The sequence below is a fragment of the Desulfoprunum benzoelyticum genome (assembly GCF_014201505.1).
GTDB classification, from domain to species: domain Bacteria; phylum Desulfobacterota; class Desulfobulbia; order Desulfobulbales; family Desulfocapsaceae; genus Desulfoprunum; species Desulfoprunum benzoelyticum.
The window spans coordinates 33,787-53,732 of sequence record NZ_JACHEO010000003.1; the positions used below are offsets into that span (position 1 = coordinate 33,787).

The 19,946-nt window shown below is 56.2% G+C and carries 19 protein-coding genes; 12 read left to right on the forward strand and 7 right to left on the reverse strand.

Going from position 1 to position 19,946, the window contains the following annotated elements:
* Nucleotides 1-74: 74 nt before the first annotated feature.
* Entirely contained in the window at nt 75-1,331 is a 1,257-nt protein-coding gene (locus HNQ81_RS04365) for a multiheme c-type cytochrome (RefSeq protein ID WP_244960470.1), read from the reverse strand.
* A 925-nt stretch (nt 1,332-2,256) separates the two neighbouring features.
* Here HNQ81_RS04365 and HNQ81_RS04370 point away from each other — a divergent pair.
* The 12 genes from HNQ81_RS04370 to HNQ81_RS04425 all read left to right on the forward strand — a co-directional run bounded on the left by HNQ81_RS04370 (nt 2,257) and on the right by HNQ81_RS04425 (nt 12,961).
* Complete coding sequence (locus tag HNQ81_RS04370) at nt 2,257-3,579, forward strand: quaternary amine ABC transporter ATP-binding protein (RefSeq protein ID WP_183348706.1); 1,323 nt, start codon at nt 2,257-2,259, stop codon at nt 3,577-3,579.
* Nucleotides 3,580-4,413: an ABC transporter permease gene (locus HNQ81_RS04375; RefSeq protein ID WP_183348708.1), complete on the forward strand. Its 834-nt coding sequence runs from the start codon at nt 3,580-3,582 to the stop codon at nt 4,411-4,413.
* A 107-nt stretch (nt 4,414-4,520) separates the two neighbouring features.
* Nucleotides 4,521-5,432 carry a glycine betaine ABC transporter substrate-binding protein gene (locus HNQ81_RS04380; RefSeq protein ID WP_205240250.1) on the forward strand — a complete coding sequence of 304 codons (912 nt, stop codon included), beginning with the start codon at nt 4,521-4,523 and terminating at the stop codon, nt 5,430-5,432.
* Between the two features lie 417 nt (nt 5,433-5,849).
* Nucleotides 5,850-6,353: a hypothetical protein gene (locus tag HNQ81_RS04385; RefSeq protein WP_183348710.1), complete on the forward strand. Its 504-nt coding sequence runs from the start codon at nt 5,850-5,852 to the stop codon at nt 6,351-6,353.
* A gap of 296 nt (nt 6,354-6,649) precedes the next feature.
* The gene (locus HNQ81_RS04390; RefSeq protein WP_183348712.1) at nt 6,650-7,894 is read left to right on the forward strand and encodes a tyrosine-type recombinase/integrase; all 1,245 of its coding nucleotides are present in this window, start codon (nt 6,650-6,652) and stop codon (nt 7,892-7,894) included.
* A 68-nt stretch (nt 7,895-7,962) separates the two neighbouring features.
* Nucleotides 7,963-8,157: a type II toxin-antitoxin system HicA family toxin gene (locus HNQ81_RS18040; RefSeq protein ID WP_183348714.1), complete on the forward strand. Its 195-nt coding sequence runs from the start codon at nt 7,963-7,965 to the stop codon at nt 8,155-8,157.
* Nucleotides 8,154-8,558 (forward strand): type II toxin-antitoxin system HicB family antitoxin, encoded by a 405-nt coding sequence (locus HNQ81_RS04400; RefSeq protein WP_183348716.1) that lies wholly within the window; start codon nt 8,154-8,156, stop codon nt 8,556-8,558. Before HNQ81_RS18040 ends, HNQ81_RS04400 begins: the two co-directional genes overlap by 4 nt.
* Before the next feature lie 223 nt (nt 8,559-8,781).
* Nucleotides 8,782-9,099: an addiction module antidote protein gene (locus HNQ81_RS04405; protein WP_183349046.1), complete on the forward strand. Its 318-nt coding sequence runs from the start codon at nt 8,782-8,784 to the stop codon at nt 9,097-9,099.
* A 389-nt stretch (nt 9,100-9,488) separates the two neighbouring features.
* Nucleotides 9,489-9,740, forward strand: a complete 252-nt coding sequence (locus tag HNQ81_RS04410; protein ID WP_183348718.1) for a hypothetical protein — start codon at nt 9,489-9,491, stop codon at nt 9,738-9,740.
* A gap of 200 nt (nt 9,741-9,940) precedes the next feature.
* Complete coding sequence (locus tag HNQ81_RS04415; protein ID WP_183348720.1) at nt 9,941-12,034, forward strand: bifunctional DNA primase/polymerase; 2,094 nt, start codon at nt 9,941-9,943, stop codon at nt 12,032-12,034.
* Between the two features lie 289 nt (nt 12,035-12,323).
* Complete coding sequence (locus tag HNQ81_RS04420) at nt 12,324-12,554, forward strand: hypothetical protein (RefSeq protein WP_183348722.1); 231 nt, start codon at nt 12,324-12,326, stop codon at nt 12,552-12,554.
* Nucleotides 12,551-12,961 carry a single-stranded DNA-binding protein gene (locus HNQ81_RS04425; RefSeq protein ID WP_183348724.1) on the forward strand — a complete coding sequence of 137 codons (411 nt, stop codon included), beginning with the start codon at nt 12,551-12,553 and terminating at the stop codon, nt 12,959-12,961. The genes HNQ81_RS04420 and HNQ81_RS04425 overlap by 4 nt, the downstream gene beginning before the upstream one ends.
* Before the next feature lie 671 nt (nt 12,962-13,632).
* On the opposite strand, the gene HNQ81_RS04430 is transcribed toward HNQ81_RS04425, so the two are convergent.
* The 6 genes from HNQ81_RS04430 to HNQ81_RS04455 form a co-directional block, all read right to left on the reverse strand.
* Nucleotides 13,633-13,878, reverse strand: coding sequence for a DUF47 family protein (locus tag HNQ81_RS04430; RefSeq protein ID WP_337833421.1), 246 nt, complete (start codon nt 13,876-13,878; stop codon nt 13,633-13,635).
* A 434-nt stretch (nt 13,879-14,312) separates the two neighbouring features.
* Nucleotides 14,313-14,783, reverse strand: coding sequence for a GtrA family protein (locus HNQ81_RS04435; protein WP_183348726.1), 471 nt, complete (start codon nt 14,781-14,783; stop codon nt 14,313-14,315).
* A 45-nt stretch (nt 14,784-14,828) separates the two neighbouring features.
* The gene (locus tag HNQ81_RS04440) at nt 14,829-16,421 is read right to left on the reverse strand and encodes an ArnT family glycosyltransferase (RefSeq protein WP_183348728.1); all 1,593 of its coding nucleotides are present in this window, start codon (nt 16,419-16,421) and stop codon (nt 14,829-14,831) included.
* Nucleotides 16,422-16,470: 49 nt separating this feature from the next.
* On the reverse strand, nt 16,471-18,153 hold the full coding sequence (locus HNQ81_RS04445) for an FG-GAP repeat domain-containing protein (RefSeq protein WP_183348730.1): 1,683 nt from the start codon (nt 18,151-18,153) through the stop codon (nt 16,471-16,473).
* Nucleotides 18,154-18,365: 212 nt separating this feature from the next.
* Complete coding sequence (locus tag HNQ81_RS04450) at nt 18,366-18,647, reverse strand: lipid-A-disaccharide synthase N-terminal domain-containing protein (RefSeq protein WP_183348732.1); 282 nt, start codon at nt 18,645-18,647, stop codon at nt 18,366-18,368.
* Between the two features lie 12 nt (nt 18,648-18,659).
* On the reverse strand, nt 18,660-19,406 hold the full coding sequence (locus HNQ81_RS04455; protein WP_183349050.1) for a glycosyltransferase family 2 protein: 747 nt from the start codon (nt 19,404-19,406) through the stop codon (nt 18,660-18,662).
* Between the last annotated feature and the right edge of the window lie 540 nt (nt 19,407-19,946).

Consider the following 19,946-nt stretch of genomic DNA (forward strand, 5'->3'; position numbering starts at 1 on the left):
GAAGATACCGTCGGCGCTCATTTCAGACCGGCACGGGCGGAACGCTTCAACCGCCGCTCCAGCCCGTTTCCTCGTTACTTCTTCTCGACATGCGTTGCCCGCATGGTCTTCGCCAACTCCTTGATTTCCCCAAGATCCTTCGTCATCTCGTTCCAGCCGTACCAGTAGGCATAGTCCGGGTTGACATGGAAAAAGGCCTGATAGGCCCGCATCCGGTGTTTCATGTACATCTGCACCAGGACCTGATCGATAAAGGACAGATCGTCGAGCTTTTCATTCCAGTTGGCGCCGTTGGTGTGCATGAAGGTCAACAGGAAGGGATAGTTGAACGGATATCCTTCGGGTTTCTTGATGATGCCGTCCTTGTACAGGGCGGCGACCGTCTCGATGGCATCGGCCATCAGCCGGTCCGACTTCTGGAGGATGGCGTCACCCATTTCCAGCTGTTTCCTGGCATATTGTTCCGAGTGGCAGCCGGCACAGGTCTTGATCATCTTGTTGCGGTGCTTCTCCCAGGATTCCTGGTCGAGCCGGACCATGTCGACGGCCTTGACGGCATCGAGGATGGGGGTGGCCTCACCGGATTCCGGGTTCAGCACGCCGAGGGCCTTGAGAATCGTCACCCGATCGGCCGCGGCCTGTTTGTCCTCGGGCAGGGGCAGCCGCACGCCGAGGAAGCCCCAGGCGGTATGGTTGGCATGGTTGCCGTCCGGCATATGACATTGCTGGCAGCTGGGTGCAGCCGCCTCATTCGGCAGATCCCCCTCTTTCTGGATGTAATAGCGCGCCCCGTGCTTGGAACTGGACCACATTTCCCATTGCGGATGGTCGTATCCCATGTGGCACTGCTGGCAAGCCCTCGGATTCTGGGCTTCTTTCTTGGAAAAGGCGTGCCGGGTATGGCACTCGTCGCAGGAATTGGTCTGGTAGCGATAGCCCTTGTCCCGCAGTTCCTTCTTCTGCTCCTCGGTCTTGATCCCCATGTTGTGGCAGCCGCCGCACCCGCGGCCGCCCTCGATCAGCTCGTCGGGGGCAAGGTGGGTGGCCGGGATCGCATTCAGCGAGGTCCAGCCGTAATTGTGTTTGCCGCTGGCAAACTGGTTGAACTGCTCTTCATGGCATTCGGCACACACCTTTTCATCCGGCATCTGCGCCAGGGCGGCGTCTTCCGCCTTCATGTGCTTGTCGCCATGACAGGTGGAACAGGTCACGTCATTCCCGGAATGCTTGCTGACCTGCCAATCCTTGACCTGGCCGGGGGAAATCGTGGTATGGCAATCGACACAGGGATCGCCGGCAGACACTCCCCCGGCGTAACCTATGATTGCCATGGCCAACAATCCCACAACCGACATCTTGATCCGCATTTTTCCTCCTCCTTTGCGATGGGTACAATAAACTCTCATAGGGCCGCAACACCGGGATAGATGCCGAATCGGATCAGGAAATCACCAGCACAACGTCTGACAGCGCCGGGATATCCCCCGGCTTCATCCCTTTTTGCCGCACGCCCCTCCCCCAGGCAATCCGCCTGTTTTGCCATCCGGCAAATCACTTTCACCTTGCATCGAAAATTCAAACCCTGACGGCACATTTTATCCTCGAATGTGTTGCGAAGTCAAGCCGGCCCAGGTTGACATCATCGACCTCATGTTCCTCAAACATCTGCCGTAAAAACAGGTCCATCGCTATGTTTAGACGCCCCCGCAAACGGATGGGTAGACGGCGGTTTTATCAACCCGGTACTCCCGGAGTTCACCACCTGCCTGTGGCGAAACAATGCACCGAACGCCGCCCCGCCGCACCTGTAGGCGGCGGCAGTCGCCACCGGGACCGATGGCGCTTATCCACGCAAATCGAAATTTTCTATAATTATTGATCGATTTGAACGAACAAACGACGCAGGGAAATAAAAATATCAGAATAAATAAACAAAAAATGACCGTCGTACAAATTACGCCAACACTCCGAGGTCTCAGGCGAAAATTGCCGTTGCGATGTCTACCCCGACCGGGTCGGCCCGGGTCGGGGGGTTGACATAATGGCTTGTATTCGTTACATGTTATTCAGTCGATATGTAAGTGGTTAATTTAACGAAAAAATGATCCACCATCCCTGTTTTATTCGTTTTTTTTCCACCAATCCAGGCCCTGCAGAGGATTGCGCCAGGCTGCCGGTACCACTAGTTCCAGACCTGTCGGCGGTGTGCGTCGGCCTGTCTTATCCATCATGCACAACATAACCGAGAAAAACTTTATGCCACTGATATCTATCAGAAATTTATCTAAAATTTTTGGCCCCAACCCGAAGCGGGCCCTGCCCCTGCTCGCCAAGGGTCTGTCGAAGAGCGAGATCCTCGCCAAAACCGGCTGCACGGTCGCGATCAACGGTGCCAGCTTCGACATCGAAAAGCGGGAGACCTTCGTGGTCATGGGCCTGTCCGGCAGCGGCAAGTCCACCATGATCCGCTGCCTGAATCGGCTGATCGAACCCACCGCTGGCGAGATCCTCTTCGACGGCAAGGACATCATGCAGCTCGACCGGGAGGCGCTCCGCAACCTGCGCCGCTACAAGATGTCGATGGTCTTCCAGCACTTCGGCCTGCTGCCTCACCGCAGCGTGCTCGACAACGTCGAGTTCGGGCTGGAGATCGGCGGCCTGGACAAGGCCACCCGCACGGAAAAGGCCATGAACGCCATCGAACTGGTCGGCCTGAAAGGGTTCGAACAGAGCCGGCCCTCCGAGCTTTCCGGCGGCATGCAGCAGCGCGTGGGCCTCGCCCGGGCCCTGGCCAACGACCCGGAGGTGCTGCTGATGGACGAGGCCTTCAGCGCCCTTGACCCGCTCATCCGCACCCAGATGCAGGATGAGCTCATCGACCTGCAGGCCCGCATGCACCGGACCATCGTGTTCATCACCCATGACCTGGACGAGGCCCTCAAGCTGGGCGACCGCATCGCCATCCTCGGCCCCGAAGGACGGGTGCAGCAGATCGGCACGCCCGAGGAGATCCTCTGCGACCCGGCCGACGACTATGTGCGCGCCTTTGTCCAGAACGTGGACCGCACCAAGGTCATCACCGCCTCGGCGATCATGCAGAAACACGCCACCGTGACCATCCCCAAGGACGGTCCCGGCACGGCCACCCGGCTCATGGAAAAGAAACGAACGGACGTGGTGTTCGTCACCGACACGGACCGCAAGCTCATGGGCATCGTCACCATCGACGATGCCGCCCGGCTGGCCCGCAGGAACCAGCGCGACCTGACCCCGGTGATCAGCGACCGGGTGTTCACCACCACACCGGACACGGCCATCTCCGACCTGCTGGACACGGCCGTCACCTCCCGCTACCCCATTGCCGTGATCGACGAGGACCGGGTGCTGCTGGGCGTGGTCGACCACGGCGCGGTCCTCGCCGAGGTGCGCGTCGGGGTGGATGACGAGGCTGCGCCGGTGCGGCTGAGCGACATCGAGAACGCCACCGTTGATCCGGACGCAACCTTTCCCGAGGCCGGAAGCGACCAGGCCGCCGGTGCCGTGAATCTTCACAAACAGACCGAGGAGGCTGTCAGTTAAATGATGCAGCTACGCGAACATATCAATATCGGCGGTGCCTTCGAGGCCGTCATCAACTGGCTCATGGCCAACATGAGCCCGGTCTTCGACGCCATCAGCACCGGGGTGCGGGCGGTCCTCGACGCGTTCAACGCCGTGCTTTCCTTCCCGCCGCCGCTGGTGATGACCGGACTGTTCGCCCTCATCGCCTGGCGCATGGCCGGCCGCTGGGTCGCCGGCTTCACCCTGTTCGGCTTCCTGCTCATCGAGGTGATGGGCCTGTGGGCCGCGACCATGGCCACCCTCGGCCTGGTGCTCACCTCGGTGATCATCTCCATGGGCATCGGCATCCCGCTGGGCATCTGGGCGAGCAAGAGCGACCTGGTCGAGCAGGTGGTGCGGCCCATCCTCGACTTCATGCAGACCCTGCCGGCCTTTGTTTATCTCATCCCGGCGGTGCTTTTTTTCCGCCTCGGCCCGGTGCCGGGCGTGGTGGCCACGCTGATCTTCTCGCTGCCGCCGGCGGTGCGCCTGACCAACCTCGGCATCCGCCAGGTGCCCCGCGAGATCAAGGAGGCGGCCCGCGCCTTCGGGGCCACCCCCCGGCAGATGCTGTTCAAGGCGGAACTGCCGGTGGCCATGCCCACGATCATGGCCGGTGTCAACCAGACGATCATGCTCGCCTTGTCCATGGTCGTCATCGCCGGCATGATCGGCGCCGGCGGACTCGGTAACGAGGTGCTCAAGGGCATCACCCAGCTGAAGATCGATTTGGGCTTCGAGAGCGGCATCGCCATCGTCATTCTCGCCATCTTCCTCGACCGGGTCACCCAGGCCCTGGGCAGGACCGTGTGAGCGTGACCGGGACAATGAGGCAACCAGATACTGAAGACGCGATCCATCGCGCTGACCAGGCCCCGGGCACCCGGCCCGCGGCTGAAGACAACACGTACAGGAGGACAATGATGACAGAAACATCCTACAGAAAAAACGGCCTGCGACTGCTGATGACCTGCCTGCTGTTCGCGCTGGCGCTCGCGCCGGCGTGGTCCGGCAGTGCCCGGGCCGCGGACGCCAAAACCGCGGACCTGGTCTACGCCAACTGGGAGGAAGGCATCGCCTACACCCACCTGGCCCAGGCCGTGCTGGAGGACAAGATGGGCTACAAGGTGACCATCACCGCGGCCGACGTGGCCCCGGCGTATGCGGCCGTGGCCCAGGGCGACAAGGACGCCTTCATGGAGACCTGGCTGCCGGTGCTGCACAAGGACTACATCGAGCGCTACAAAAACGACGTGATCGACCTCGGCCACGTGTTCGAGGGCACGGAGAGCGGCCTGGTGGTGCCCCGCTACATGGTGGAGGCCGGCGTCCGCACCATCTCCGACCTGCTCAAGGACGAGGCGAAGAAGAAGCTCCGGCAGACCATCACCGGCATCGATGCCGGCGCGGGCGTCATGGTCACCACGGAAAACGAGGTCATGCCCGCCTACGGCCTGACCGCTGCCGGCTACACCCTGCTGCCCTCCTCGGGCCCGGCCATGATGGCCGCGCTCAAGCAGGCCATCGCCAAGAAGGAGTGGATCGTGGTCACCGGCTGGAAACCGCACTCCATGTTCGGCTACTGGGACCTGGCCTTCCTCGAGCAGGACAAGGACAAGGTCTGGGGCGTAGGCAACATCCACATCATGGGCCGCAAGACCCTGCGTGAGGACAAGCCCGAGCTGGCCACGTTCCTGGAAAAGATGCGGCTGACCAACAGCGAACTGGGCTCGCTGATGGTGGCCATCAACGAATCCAAAAAGGACACCCTGGACGCGGCCCGCGACTGGATGCAGGCCAACGACAAGGTGGTCGCCAGGTGGATCCCGTAAGGCATCCCCCATTCCACTCGAGGACAGAATCCCGAAACCCCGTCATGTCAGACATGACGGGGTTTTTGTTTGCCCGCCATGGCGGAAGTCGAACCCAGTGTTTTGAAAGGTCAATGTCCTTTGCCGGATAGCCGATATGGTCACGCTGCAGGTCGAGGTTGCAAGCAGGCGGCATGCTCGAAAATACGCAACTCGAAAGATTGACGGGCAGTTCGCGACAGCTGAGGGACGGACAACACCGGAACGCCTTTATCCGAAGCCATACTTGTTACATGATCCCCGTTTTATTTTCCTGTCATCACGACAGTAACGGGTTTATATACAGAGGATCCGCACCCCGCAAGATCACGCCCATACAGGGCGGACCTCATCGTTTCAGCGGGAAAACCGCTGAAATTCAACGGTAGGCGCTTCCACATGACGAAAACGATCATCGTTAACGATATGATGCAGAGTGACTACAGGTACACTCTGTCTGAACCCGCAGGGAAGAACTTCTCACTGGATTTTCGTCCTGAATTGACACCGGCCCAAATGCTGAAATTAGGGATCTTTGGCGGCAAATACATGACGGATTGCAGGGACGAATTCCCGAAGACATGGTTTAAGAACGCCGAATTTTGTCATCAAAGACATGATCCGGAATTAAACTTCTTTAAAATCAATGCATCCCAGCCCTTATCGTACTGGAGAAAGAAAGGGTGGATCTACTGGGAAGATCCTCGAGGGTGGTTCCAATGGTACTGCAGGTATTACATGGGACGAAGATGCCCCGATGACACCCGGCAAATTGAACGTTGGACGGCGATGCGGCGTCATGTGGCTCAAGTCAGGAAAAACTGTGCTCCAGGAGATTGGTCGTGCCGTCGCAGGCAAAGACAAGCACTTCTCCATTGGGCATACGATAGCCGAAAAATATAGCGACCAATCGGACAGTTGGGAACTGTACTGTGGTGACGCTGCGAAGAGAGCGAAACCACTGATTATAAATCATGGCCGGCATCGATCAGGTTGTCGAGCATGGGATCATCTTCCTCTTCGATGGAACCTTCTCTGGCATCCTGAGGCCTCTGCCCGTATCTGTAGCTTGGAAAATCAAAAAGGCGGGATAAATGGGGGACAAAACCATTGAAACGAAAAAAGCGCCCAGAGTCTTGAAACTCTAAGCGCTTATATTTGCTGGTGCCGGGACCAGGAATTGAACCAGGGATGCACGGATGGTGAAAGAATGGGTCTCGGTCGGCAAATACGGATTGCGATATAGCGAAGACAATACGCGGTCGGTTGGTGTCGGAAGGAGTAAGCGGCCGACCCGGAATTATGTGGCGGTCTACAAATGGCAGGGCCGGACCACCACCGACACATACGGGTGGGAGGGAGATGATTTCAGGAATGAAGACGACATCGTCTCCACCGCGCTTGAGCTCCGGCAGAACCGCCGGAACATGTCCCCACCCTTCACCCTGGCCGAACTCAAGGCGCTGAGAAAAGCCGATCTTGACGAGGTAGAGCGGCAACGCCAGGAGGAAGAGCGCCGGCAGATCCGGGAGAACCGGATCATCTTCGACAACGTCTTTGAGCAGTATTGCGAATCGAACGAGCACAAGAAGAGCTTGAAGGACGAGGCCAACTATTACAAGAATTGGATAGCGCCCACCATCGGCAAGAAGCGCCTCGACCAGATCCTGTTGTTCGACCTGGAGAAGATCCGGGCGAAGATGACCAAAGCGGGAAAGGCGCCTCGATCGATTGGCTACACCAAGAGTATCGTCCGGCAGGTCTATCACTTCGCATTGAAGCACAAAATCTATGCCGGCGATGTGCCCACCACCCACTTCCTCGAACGCCAGAAGATCGACAACAAGAGGCAGCGGTACTTGTCGCCGGCGGAGGCAGCGGAACTCCTGGCCGATATCAAAGCGCACTCCCTGACGACCTGGCGCATCTCCCTGCTGTCTCTGAATACAGGGATGCGATTCTCCGAGATTGCCAATCTCCGATGGCAGCACATCAACATTCAGAACAGGGAAATGCTGGTGCTCGAACCCAAGAACGGAGAAACCAGAGCAGTCTACCTGACCGATACCGTTCTCGACATGTTCGATGAGATGCAACCAGGGCGGCCGGACGACCTCGTTTTCGTTGACGCCAACGGGCGGAAGATGGCGCGGGTATCCAACACCTTCATGGACGGCGTGAACCGGCTGGGGCTGAATGATGGCATCGACGACCGGCGCCTGAAAGTGGTCTTCCACTCCCTGCGGCACTCGTGCGCCTCGACCCTCGTCAACGCCGGTGTCGAGATTCCAGTTATAGCCAAGATCCTTGGACACAAAACGCTGACAATGACGATGCGCTACAGCCATATCAACGACGACAGCATCAAGTCAGCAATGGCGGTCCTCGACCGGCAGCAGGGCGGAAAGATTACACGGATGAGGCGACAGAGCAACGGACAATGACCTTCTCCAAAAAGCCGTTTGCCTGGCAGCCATTGACCTATCACTAGCGAGTGTGTACTATACACAATATGAACAGCAGGGAATTGATTCGACGACTTGAGGATGCCGGGTGGACCGTGCAGCGGGTGAAAGGTTCGCACCATATTCTCACACATCCGAACAGGCCAGGGCATATCACCATTCCCCATCCCAAGAAAGACCTTGGCTCGGGGCTGGTTACGAAGATCCTAAAACAAGCAGGAATTCACGAGGTGGCTTCATGAAATATCCAATCGCTATTGAGGAAGGTTCTGAGACCACGGCATTCGGCGTTGTCGTGCCGGATCTTCCCGGATGTTTTTCCGCCGGCGATACGATGGACGAGGCGGTCGAAAACAGCCGGGAGGCAATCGCTCTGTGGATCGAGGCAGCCCTTGATGCCGGAGAGACCATACCGGCACCGGGAAGGCTTGCTGATCACGTCCACAATTCCGAGTATGCCGGGATGGTCTGGGCGATTGTCGATATTGACAGCGCCCTGCTTGACGACAAGACTGAACGGATCAACATCAGCGTACCGCGCCGGGTCCTCTCCCGGATCGACAGGTATGTCTCAGCCAGGGGAGAAACCCGCAGCGGTTTCCTGGTCAATGCCGCTCTTGAGCGGATCGCCCATGGATGTTGAATCGTACAGGGCAACGGAACATTAAACCGGCATTCACCGGGCCATGCTGATCACCGGAAAAGCACGACCCTGACGGACCAACCAAGCGGAGGTATTGGGCAATGCAGGGGAAGAAGGATCAGGAGGACGTTCTGAAACTGAGCTTCGAGGACGATCCGCGGGTGAGGTGGATTCCGCCGGAGGAATGGCCGAAGCAGGGACGGTCCCTGAACAGGGACTGAACATGACAGAAAAATTCACCCGATGGGACGCCTCGGACCATCTCAAAACGGAAGAGGATATCATGGCCTACTTCGAAGCGTGTCTTGATGACGATCCCGGTGACGGTAGCCTCGTGCGTGCAGCCTTGGGAGATATCGCCAAGGCCGGCAACATGTCGAAGCTGGCCAGAGAAATCGGGCTTTCTCGGGAGGTTTTGTATCGGGCGCTGAGCACCGACGGCAATCCGGAGTTTGCTACGATAATGAAGGTAATAAAAGGGTTGGGTTTACGTTTGCATGCCGGCAGAACTCGCCACTCCAATTATCGCGATGAAGGATAATAGACATACAATCCTTGTTGGTAAACGGCGTTTTTCTCAACTGGCAATAGAACGGAAAAATCACAAGAATCATGTGACAGAACGGTTGATCACTCATCATTGCCGAAGTCGTATCATGCAACATAGATTTCGTTTGCATTCGGTTTAACAAATGATGTATATTCAATTAATGAGAGTAGCCGTTTAACAACGACATTCTCATAACGTAGGTGTCGAGCTGGCCTTTAACAGAGGTCTGCAGGCCCGGTAATTGAGGTGAGTAATGCCCCTCTATTGCCGGGCCTTTTTTTTTTGCTTTTTTCGAGATTCGACAATCGATTTACCGCACGGTCTGAACCGGCTGCCTTTTCACTGGGGGCAGCCAACAAGCCGATTCCAGGAGGGGAATTATGAAAAAGTCTGATAACGACGCCAAAGAAGCCGCAATTGCAACCATTATGAAGGCGGCAGACAAATGGCCGACAAGTTTTGTGCCGAGATCGCGAGTACCGGAGTTCACCGGCGGACTGATTGCCGTGGGGACGATGGCCAATCGAGATTCAGCGGGCACTGGCCCGGAAGGAGCCTTCAAAATCGGCCGCCAACAGTGTTATTCCGTCGAAGGCCTGCTGAGGTGGTTGATCGAGCGGATGGAGGCATAGGCTAATGCCCGCCAAAACAAAAGCGGTCCCCTGTGTGGCTGGCAGGCCGGAGACCGCTTCAACAATACAGTTCCAACCTAACCGATTTTTGCTAAAGACTCAACGCCTTATCCGCCGAACCATCAAGCGCGTCGTCCCTCCTTCGTGTTTCGGGGCCTGTGCCCAGGCGCCGCTGTCGATTGGTTAACCGGGAGGTGGCCATGATTGAGGAGATCAATACTTTTATCGAACTGGGCCTGTCAGTCATTCCGACATTTCCAGCCGATCACCCTGACCGACCGAAGAGGCCGACCTGCAAATGGAAGCAATACCAGGATCATGCCCCCACTCTGGCAGAGATCCAGCACCTGTTCCCAACCGAAAAAGATTATGCGGTCGCAGTTGTCGCTGGCCGGGTATCTGGAAATTTCGAAATTCTCGACTTCGACGCACCGGAACTTTTCCAGCCATTCATGGACCAGCTACGAGCGGCGCGGCCCGAGTTGGCTAGCCTGTTGTTGACGCAGCAGACCCCGAGCGGCGGATACCATTTACTCTATCGTTCCTGTGAGCCGGTACAGGGCAACCTGAAACTGGCGCGGTCGGCGGATGGCCGGGAAACCAAGATCGAGACCCGGGGAGAAGGCGGTTACGCTCTCGTTGCCCCGAGTCCAGGGTATCGGTTGGAGTCCGATATATCCACCCTGGCGACGATCACAGCAGCAGACCGGGCTTTCCTTCATGGCCTGGCGCGATCCTTCGATCGTCACACCGAACAGGCTCGAGAGCCGAAGCTGGAGGCCTGTAGCCACACCGATGGTGAACGTCCTGGCGATGTGCTGGAGCGGGTTGCAGATTGGCACGACTTGTTGACCACCGATGGATGGAAATATCTCCAGAAGGTAGGCGACCGACATCATTACTCCCGGCCCGGCAAGACCCCGCCGGGTACAAGCGCCACGGTAAACGAGAGGGGGCTGTACGTCTTCTCCAGCAGCACTCCGCTACCAGCAGAGCAGCCGATCAAAAAATTCGGCTATGTAACGCATTTCCGTTTCAATGGAGATTTTAAAGCGGCGGCACGGTGGGTTGTCGAGACTTACCCGGAACACTTCCCAAAAAGCAGGACATCGATGATTGAGGAACCACCATTTCCCAGCGATGACGACTATCAAACTAATTCCGGACATTCCGGACATTCCGGACATTCCGGACAAAACGGACAAAACGGACAGTCCGAAAGTCAATTCGGACAAAATCCCGGACAATCTGAACGGAAATGGGGCGGTATCGCTGGAGATGTGCGGGAGTATGTCGACGGACACCCTGGAGAGGTAAAATATAGTCAGTTATGTCAGGATATTGGGATATTTACAAGGCGCGACAAGAAGACCGCGAACGATGCTTTGAATTACCTGGTGAAAACCGGGGTCATCGAAAAACACCCTGCAAAAAGAGGTGTGTATCTTCCAACCGAGCCAGGGCTTGAATTCATGCAGCCGGTAATCGAGAAGGGTATCCCGTTACCACTCCCCTTTCCGCTCGGATTACACAATCATTTCAATGTCATGCCTGGCACGGTTATCGTCATCGGCGGCGCAACCAACAGCGGAAAAACCCTCATGGCGATGGACCTTTTGAGAAGATGGACTGGCCAGTTGTCCGGAATTGGGGCCGACCCTCTTGTCTCACCCCCCCACTCTCTTCGTTCGTTTAGTGGGGGGGTGCCAGCGCCGGGGGAGGTTGACCAGCGTTTAGTTGAAATCGCCCGGACCGGCATCCGATACCTGAACTCCGAGATGACATCCGAGGAGTTGGGGGCGCTCCTGGCAGAGATGGGGCCTGATGGCGACATGCTCTGTCATCACGTCCAATGGGTGAGCCGACAATATGACTTTCCCCGCGCCGTCCTCACCGATGGTATCACTATCCTCGATTTTCTCCAGATCCACCGGGATTTCTACGAGATCGGCGAGACCATCGCACAGATGGCCGACCGGGTAGGCGCCGGGTTGCTCGTGATCCTGATCCAGAAGAAGTCCGGGGAATCGTTCCCGCGCGGCGGAGAGTTTGCCCTGGAACGCGCCAGGATCGCCTTGTTACTCGATTCAGTGACCCAGAACGTGAAGTCATGCTACCTGCGGAAAATCAAGTATCCACGCGATGCCCGGAATCATCCGGAGCGTAAGGAGATCGAATACCGGATCGGGGACGGGTTGACTATCAAGCCTGTTTCTGACCTCCGGTGGCTGGACGGCAAGCAGCGCGACCGCGTCCACAAGGATTATCAATACAAAACTTTTTCGGAGAACTGAGTCGATGGAGGCCCCCACAGACACAACCTGGCTGGCTGCAAACAAAGGGGATCGGGATACCCCCATGTCTATCCCGCCCCCCTGCCTAAACTGTTCGAGGGTTGAGATTTTGACCATCATGGGTGAGGCCGTGCCCGGTTGCCTCTACCAAGCCGAGGGGGAGTTTTCGGAAGGCTGGCGGCGGATACCTGCAGGAATTGCAGGGTGCATTTGGACACTTGCCGGGGAAAGTCGGCGGACATCGAGAGGCAAGGCGAACATTCACTAAGAGACCACTACGAGGTTGAAAATGAAAAATCAGAACACTGAACCAGAGAAAGTAACTTGCACCATCTGCGACACTCCCGAAGTGGATTTTACAGGAGTCCTGATAAACAACTCCCGAGGAGACGTGAAGAGTTTTGCCTTCTGCTTTAACTGTGCTCTTACCTTCAACATCTTCGAACTTGATGAGGAACTTTATTTACAGGCAAACGGCAGCAATACAAGCCTAAGCCCATTTGATGGAGACGAGGAATGAGAGATCTGAACGAGTTTCGATTCTCCGGCACGGTCCAGAGATTCGACCGGATACAGACCAAGACCGGCATGGCGATGGTTTCATTTTCGGTGCTGTGCTGGAAGGAACGAATCAGGAACGTTGCCTTCAAGGCCCTGGCGGAACAAACCGAGCTTTCCCCCGGCGACCGGATCGAGGTTCGAGGTCACATCCAGTCAACCGAGTGGCAAGACAAGGATGGGAATCGGCGGACCGGCTGGCAGGTCATCGCTCATGAGATCAGCCGGGCCGAGAACATGACCGGGCTGAACCAGGGACAACCAACCCCACCGGCACGGCTGCAACCAGCGCGCCAGTCGGGAATGTTCCCGGAGGAGCGGAGGCCGGACACCAATGAGCAGTTCTCTTACCAGGGAGGGCCTTTCTGATGGGGATATGCGCCGCCCCAGAGAACATTGCGTGCCCCTCGTCGTCGCGGTCTCGTCTGCGCCTGCGCCATTGTGGAAAAGTCCAACCCCTACGCTGGCCCGCATGGACTCAGGTAGGATTATTTCGATATTATCGAGGTTATCGCACTCAACCCGGAACATGGAATAATCGGTGTCCAGTCATGTGGCCAGGACTTCGCCGGGCATCGCGTTAATCAACAGAACGCGGCTTACCGTGCGGACACTTGTGCGGACAAATTCATTACTCCCTCTGCAGGGTGCGTACTTCAGTGCGAACTTCACTCCAGTAAATATCAATATTACTGATGAATTTCGAGATTCTTCAATGTTCCTAAGATGTTCTGACATCGCTGCACACAAGATTACTACTTACCAATTTCCCCTCTCCACTGCGTACTTCTTTTGCCCTTGTGCGAGGTGCGGACCTGTGTGCGGACCATTCCCATGTTGGACGCAACGCGCAACGCAACGCAACAGCGCAACGCCGATAACAAAACTGGTTAGTGAGCCCTGGCTGGCCAGCGGGATAAATTTGAATCAGGGGAGGTGATCGGGACATTATGTGATCTCCATGGAATAATACAATGACAGCCGGACTCTCCCGGTCAAAATACCCTGCCATTCAGAATTTTCCATCGTCATCCCTGTGCTTATTTGGAAAGAAAGAGCAGCAGGCGGTCGGCAATGTTTTCCGCCTGATCGGAGATGCTGCCGAGTCGGTGGATGAGCTTGTACCAGAACATCACCGAAATCGGGTCGAGCTCTTTCTCCTGCGTGAACATGGTCCGGCGCAGCCGGTGCATGATCGCGTCGATATTGTGCTCGTCGCGGCGAAGGCCGGAGATCATCGCCGAGACCTTATCCACCTCCAGGCCGTTGAAACCCACTTCCAGCACAATTCATCGAGCTGTTCGATGATCGCCTTGACCTCAGAGTCAGGCGCAGGGAACTGACACCGGAGCAGTTGGTTGATGAGCGTCAGAACAAAGCCAAGCCGATATTGAAAGAGATACGTATAGGTTCCCTTCAGCTGGATCAACCAGTACCAATTATCTTTTTAAGCAAACGTCAACTTTGCCATGGTTGACAACTCCGCACCATCCAGCTGGATTGACAACTCGCTCGACACGGTGTCCTTGTACCTCCAGTTCTTCGCCAAGGATTGCCGTGGTGCGATAGACATGGTGCAGGATGCTGTTGTCGACGCCACCAGAGGCGTCCCCCCTTCCCCAGACACCGGAGTTGCGGGCGAATCCGGAAATGCACAACCGATGCAGAATGGTAGAAAATTGGCCCGCTCTACCTCGAACCCGAATTGCAATGGATCGGATCATCCCTGGAAGATCAAATACTTCCGCATTACGTAATTGATCATCACCGCTGCTACCAGGTTGGCGCCGAAGGCGAAGGTCGTGAGCAGACGCAGACGCCGGATCAGCAGTCCCATCAGCACGGTGCCGATGGCCATGCTGATCCCCGAGACCAGGTAGAACAGCACGACCTCGACCAGCAGGGAATGGCGTCCTCGTTCGAAGACCCAGAAGATGTTGATCAGATAGGCGACCATGTTCGAGAAGACAAAGGCGATGACGTTGCCGAGCATCGAGTTGCGGGCGCGGCTGTAATCGTTGACTTCCCGGATCTTCAGCCCAAAAAACCGGACGGCGTAATCGTTCGCCTGCAGCGACGGAAATACCTTCCAGGCGACCAGGTGAAACAGGACGATATGGGCGGCGGTGGCGACGCCTCCGGCGATGACGTACCGGATAAACTGGAGGAGGGCGGGATGAGTGCCGAGCATGGGTTGCCTTCAACATTTCGATGTAATTTTCCGGGCGAATCCCGACTACTCCGAGGGATACAATCGACGACTGAACATGAGCCATTTATCCCTGTAGGGCCGGGCTCCTTGATCCTGACCAAACTGAGCGAGGAATTCTCTGTCGGCAAAGACCAGGCAGTAACCGGTCGGATTCCGTCTCGACCAGCCCTGCAGTTCCGGAACCGTATCCAATGCCGTGACCGGTCGCGTCAGACGGGCGGCGAAGTGGAACTGATCCGCAAGATCCTTGGGATAGACAGCGATTGGTTTTCCCTCTCTCTCGACCTGAGATACCACGGTGATCATGTCGCTCGGGTTGAACAGCGTGGCAATCGATTGAGACAACACCAAGTGTAACACAATGAGATGGAGAAGCACCGAGGCGGCGATGATCTGAGGCCCATGATCGGGCTTCGAACCGACGAGCCATACCAGGATGCAGCCGGTGAGGAGTGGGACGAATGCCGCCGACCATGGGATATAGTGTACGATGGTCGCTTCCCGTCCCAGAACCGGCAGGGTCGGAAGCACCACCAGGGCCACGGCCAGAATCGTAAAAAACAGCAGATAGGGCCATCGATCATACCGTTTTGGCCCAGGTGAAGCGGCTGCAATCCGACCCAGGACGATTGCGGCTATTGGCAGCAGGGGCAGGAGATAATGGATCTGTTTGCCGCTGACGATGGAGAGCGTAACAAAGGACGGGACCAGAATGGAAAGGCAGAATCGCAGTGAATTATCACCCTGGATTTTCCAACCCCGCCAGAAAGGCAGCCATAGAGACCATGGAAACAGCACCAGAGGCAGCAGCAGGAGATACCAGTACACAGGCCGACGATGGGCGAACGACTGCACCATCCGCCCGGCGGTCTGGCTGAACAGAATGGCCTGGCCATATTCCTCTCCCCCTGCCACAGCGGCCGGGATTGCCCAGGCCAGGGCGACCACAACGCCGATGCACAGAGCAAGGACAAAGCCGCCGTACCAACGCCACCAGTTGGCGGTAAAGGTCCACAGCGGGGCGAGGAGTATCGGTGGGGCGACATAGACGAAAATCACCGGTCCTTTTGTCAACAAACCCAGCCCGAGCACCAGACCAAGAACGAGCCATAAACCGCGGCCACCGTTTTCTGCCCGGGTCAGAACCAGAAGATAAGCGGCAAGAGTGAAGAAAACGATCAGTGTGTCGAACATGGTGAGTGTAGAGAAGATGCTCCATACACCCATGCTGAGAAGGATCAGAGGGGCAGTCTGCCCGACAGCGGGAAGGGCAGGCCACAGAACTGTCGCGATACGTCTTGTCAGGAACAGAGAGGCGAGCCCAAACAGTGGCGGCGTCAGTCGTGCCGACCATTCATTGACGCCGAAGAGCCACCAGCCAAAATGAATCAGCCAGAACAGCAATGGAGGCTTGTGGCTGTAGGGGACGCCATTGCTATGCGGGACGAGAAATTGATTGCTGTGCCACATCTCCCAGGCGACGGAAAGATAGCGGGTTTCATCGATTGGCAATGGCGGGCGTGAAAGAATGGCGGAAACCACCAGCCCTGCCCACAGAAGCAGCCAGAACCAATTGGTTTTCAGGAGATTAATGGCCACACTGCCTGAAATCAGCATGATACGGGGGACAAGATGTCGGCGGAGTGTCTTTTTACGAGGCTGACACTCATGGTTTCGGAAGTTCAATCTCGTACACCAGCATTCTACTCTCCTTGGCGGCCAAAAAACTCAGGAAAGTACTGCCAGGGACCTGCCCGACATACAGTTGCGCGTTGGTTTTCCGAGAATCCTTCTGCGTGCCGGCAGGAGGCAGAATGAAACTGTAATCAGAGATATAACCAGGAATTGTACTGGTATGCCAGACCTCTTTCAACTCCGATTCCCGCCAGCTGAGACAGGCAATGTCGCCTCCGTCATATTCCCGGTAATTCCGGAGGTACCGTGGGGAATTCCGCTTATTCCTGCCGATGATAATCTCCTGCTGGCGATCATTGTCGATATCCTGCACCAGCAGTCTGGTCGGCACAAACACCATATCTCTACTCGAGCCCTGTTCTGTTTTGCCGCCGGTTGGCTCACCGATGTTTTCCTCGCCCTTCACCGGCCCCAGATAATTTCTGCTGCCGCCGAAATTGCCTTCACTGACCCACAGCAGATTATTCTGATTGTCATAGACCAGGAGTTTTTCATTTCTGTCTATGGCCACCGTCTCGACAGTCCCGTTGCCGTCAAGGTCCGCCTGGACGAAATCAAAAAGATTGAGCGAGCCGGGAAGCGGCAGTTTGGCGCCGCGACGGACAGAAGCCCGGGATCCGCCGATCTCAAGACGATAAATTCCAGACCCGACGAATCCCTTGCCGGCCTCATTGCTGCCGATCTGTCCGGCCAGGATCATCCCTTCGCCCGGCAACAGGATCGGCCGGAGAAACCAGGCGATATTCTCGTGTAGAATCTTCACACCCTCGCCGGCGGACCACTCGGCAATCAGCGAGGAAACCCTGAAACGCTCGTTGGCACTGATATATATCTCTGATTTTCCGTCTTTATCGAGATCTGCGATATTCAGGGCATGGATTTTGAAGGTCGGCCTCAGCCTGTAGTCGCCGATCTTTTGAAACCGTCCGTCATTGTAATGAAAAATCTCCAGTGCAGTTCTCGAGCTAAAAACGATCTCCTGTTCCCCATCCCCATCGAGATCGCCGACGTCCATGGCGACCATGACGACAGGGATTGTCGAGCTTTTTTTCAACCCCTTTGCCGTGACCGCGACGTCACTCCCTTCGCTGCCGACGATGGAACCTCCGCCAAAGAGGCCCTTCTTGTACTCCTTCTCCGGATGTTCGGTGCGAAAACCGACCACCCCGCTCTCGTCCTGTACCGCTGCCTGCTGAGAGCCGGCTGTGGCGGGAGTGCGCAGGATCTTCGCGTAGATCTCCTCACTCAAGGTTCCGATCACCGGAATGACCTGTTCTTCGTTTTCAGCTGTTGTGGAAAAATTCTGCTGCTTATCTGCTGAGTCGGCGGCGGACACGACAACCTGAATCTTAAGACCATTGTTTGTGGCATACAACGCCCCTGAGACCAGATAATCGGCCTGCAGCCTGCTGAAGTCGACCCTGGCATCCCCCTCTCCCCTGCCGGCAGCCTCCAATTTTTTCACCTCTGATGCCTGCATGGCATAATCGACAAGCTGCACCCCATCCTTTGCCGCCAGGCGGCTGGCCAGCATGGTGCGAACCCCATAGGCGAGATAGGTGTATTTACCTGCGGAACTGCTGTCAAAAGGCAAGAAGAGGAATCGCGAGGTCCGGCCCTCCGCATCGTTTTGGGCTACCGCATTTCCAATCATGATCAACTGCAACGTCAGAACCAAAAATCCGCTTTTCAACATATTTTCACCTGCTGTATCCTGGTTTGTTTCAAGGGAATTTTGAATAATCACCAATCCCGCCATAAAGCTGCAACGTTAATCAAAATCAGTCTGTCGAAGGCTACACAAGAGGCCGATCAGGATGATTATCTCGATATTCTCCATTTAAGACGAAATTATTCAAGGAACTCTCATGTTAATGTTCTTGTCTGCCGTGCTTCTTCCCGGACAAAATGGAGATTTCGCAAATAAATAAAGATACCGGTCAGCTGCCCTACAATGAAAACAGGGTCACGGCGATTCAGGGCATAGGCCAGGAGGATCGTGCCCCCGAGCAGGCTTAAATACCAGAATGCCGTCGGGACAACGCTTTTTTTCAGTCTCTCGCTCGCAAACCATTGCACGAGAAACCTGCTGGTGAAAAAGGCCTGCCCGAAAAAACCGACAATCAGCCAGATCGTTGTCTTGTCCATGTCCCTGTCCTTTTATTTGACAGCCTCATTGTCAATCCTTCGATACCCCAGCCACACAACCCCTAACAGGTCGATAATTCCTTCCATCAGCCGATCGAGCGATCCGTAATGTGACGCCCCGCTTTTGCGAGGGCGATGATGCACATCCAGGGAAACAACTGTTCCTCCCCTTTGACAGGCTAAAGCCGGGAGAAACCGGTGCATATGGTCAAACGCTGGAAATTCGAGAAAAAAATCACGGGGAAAGGCCTTGATGCCGCAGCCGCTGTCCGGCGTTTTATCACGTAAGATGCTCCCGCGGACACTATTCGCTATTTTCGAAGAAAATTTCTTCCACATCGAATCACGCCGCCGGTACCGGTTACCGATGATCAGGCAACGGGGAGTTCTGGAGGATGTCTGCCGGTAACACGCCACAAGTGCATCGATATCAGCGGGATCGTTCTGGCCATCACCGTCGAGGGTTACGATAAGTGGATAACCGGCCGCCCGTACCCCCTGCAGGACTGCGCCGCTCTGGCCGCCTCTTCTCATCAGCCGGATGATTCTCAAGACCGGATACTCGTCAACTGACTTTCTCAGCAGTAATTCCGTGTTATCGGTGGAGTGATCATCGACGACAATCACCTCATAGTCGTATTTTCCGTCCAGATATTGACGAATTTCCACCAACAGAGGAATGATATTGGCCTCCTCGTTGTGGACAGGGATGACAATCGTCAACCCGGGATGTGCTCTCCGGCTATCTGGCACAGCCATAACCTGTTGAGCCAACTGTTGCGGATAGGCACATGGGACGAGTATGCCGGCGGGGGTATTCATTGTTCAAACAGTTCCTTACGCGTCGATCTGTGTCAATGTCCGGTCCGGCATAACCTGCCAGTATCCGTTACGCCTTCAGTAATGGCCGGCAGCCGATGATGCGGCAACGCGCCACACGGTTTCCGGGATACATTACCAACCGAAAATGAAGATTTGATGAAGGCCCGGTGACGAATCGGCGCCGGGATCATCGAACACCGGTCTGATCGAATATCCCACAAATTCAACGTCAATTATCATTCCAAGCAGAAATAAACGGGGCAATATCGTCTCCTTACTGTCACGGGGCACCGCCGGCCAACTGGCCAATGCCCGTAAACAGCAGGAGATCGGCAAGCCGCGGTTCGGCTGCCCGACCGGCGATTGGGATCTGATCCATAAGGGACTAGTGACATTTGCCGACCCCAGCGCGATCTGCCGCCCACCGACCGGATGGAAGAGTTGTGCCCTGCTTCGCAGTGGCATCCCTTCGGGTCT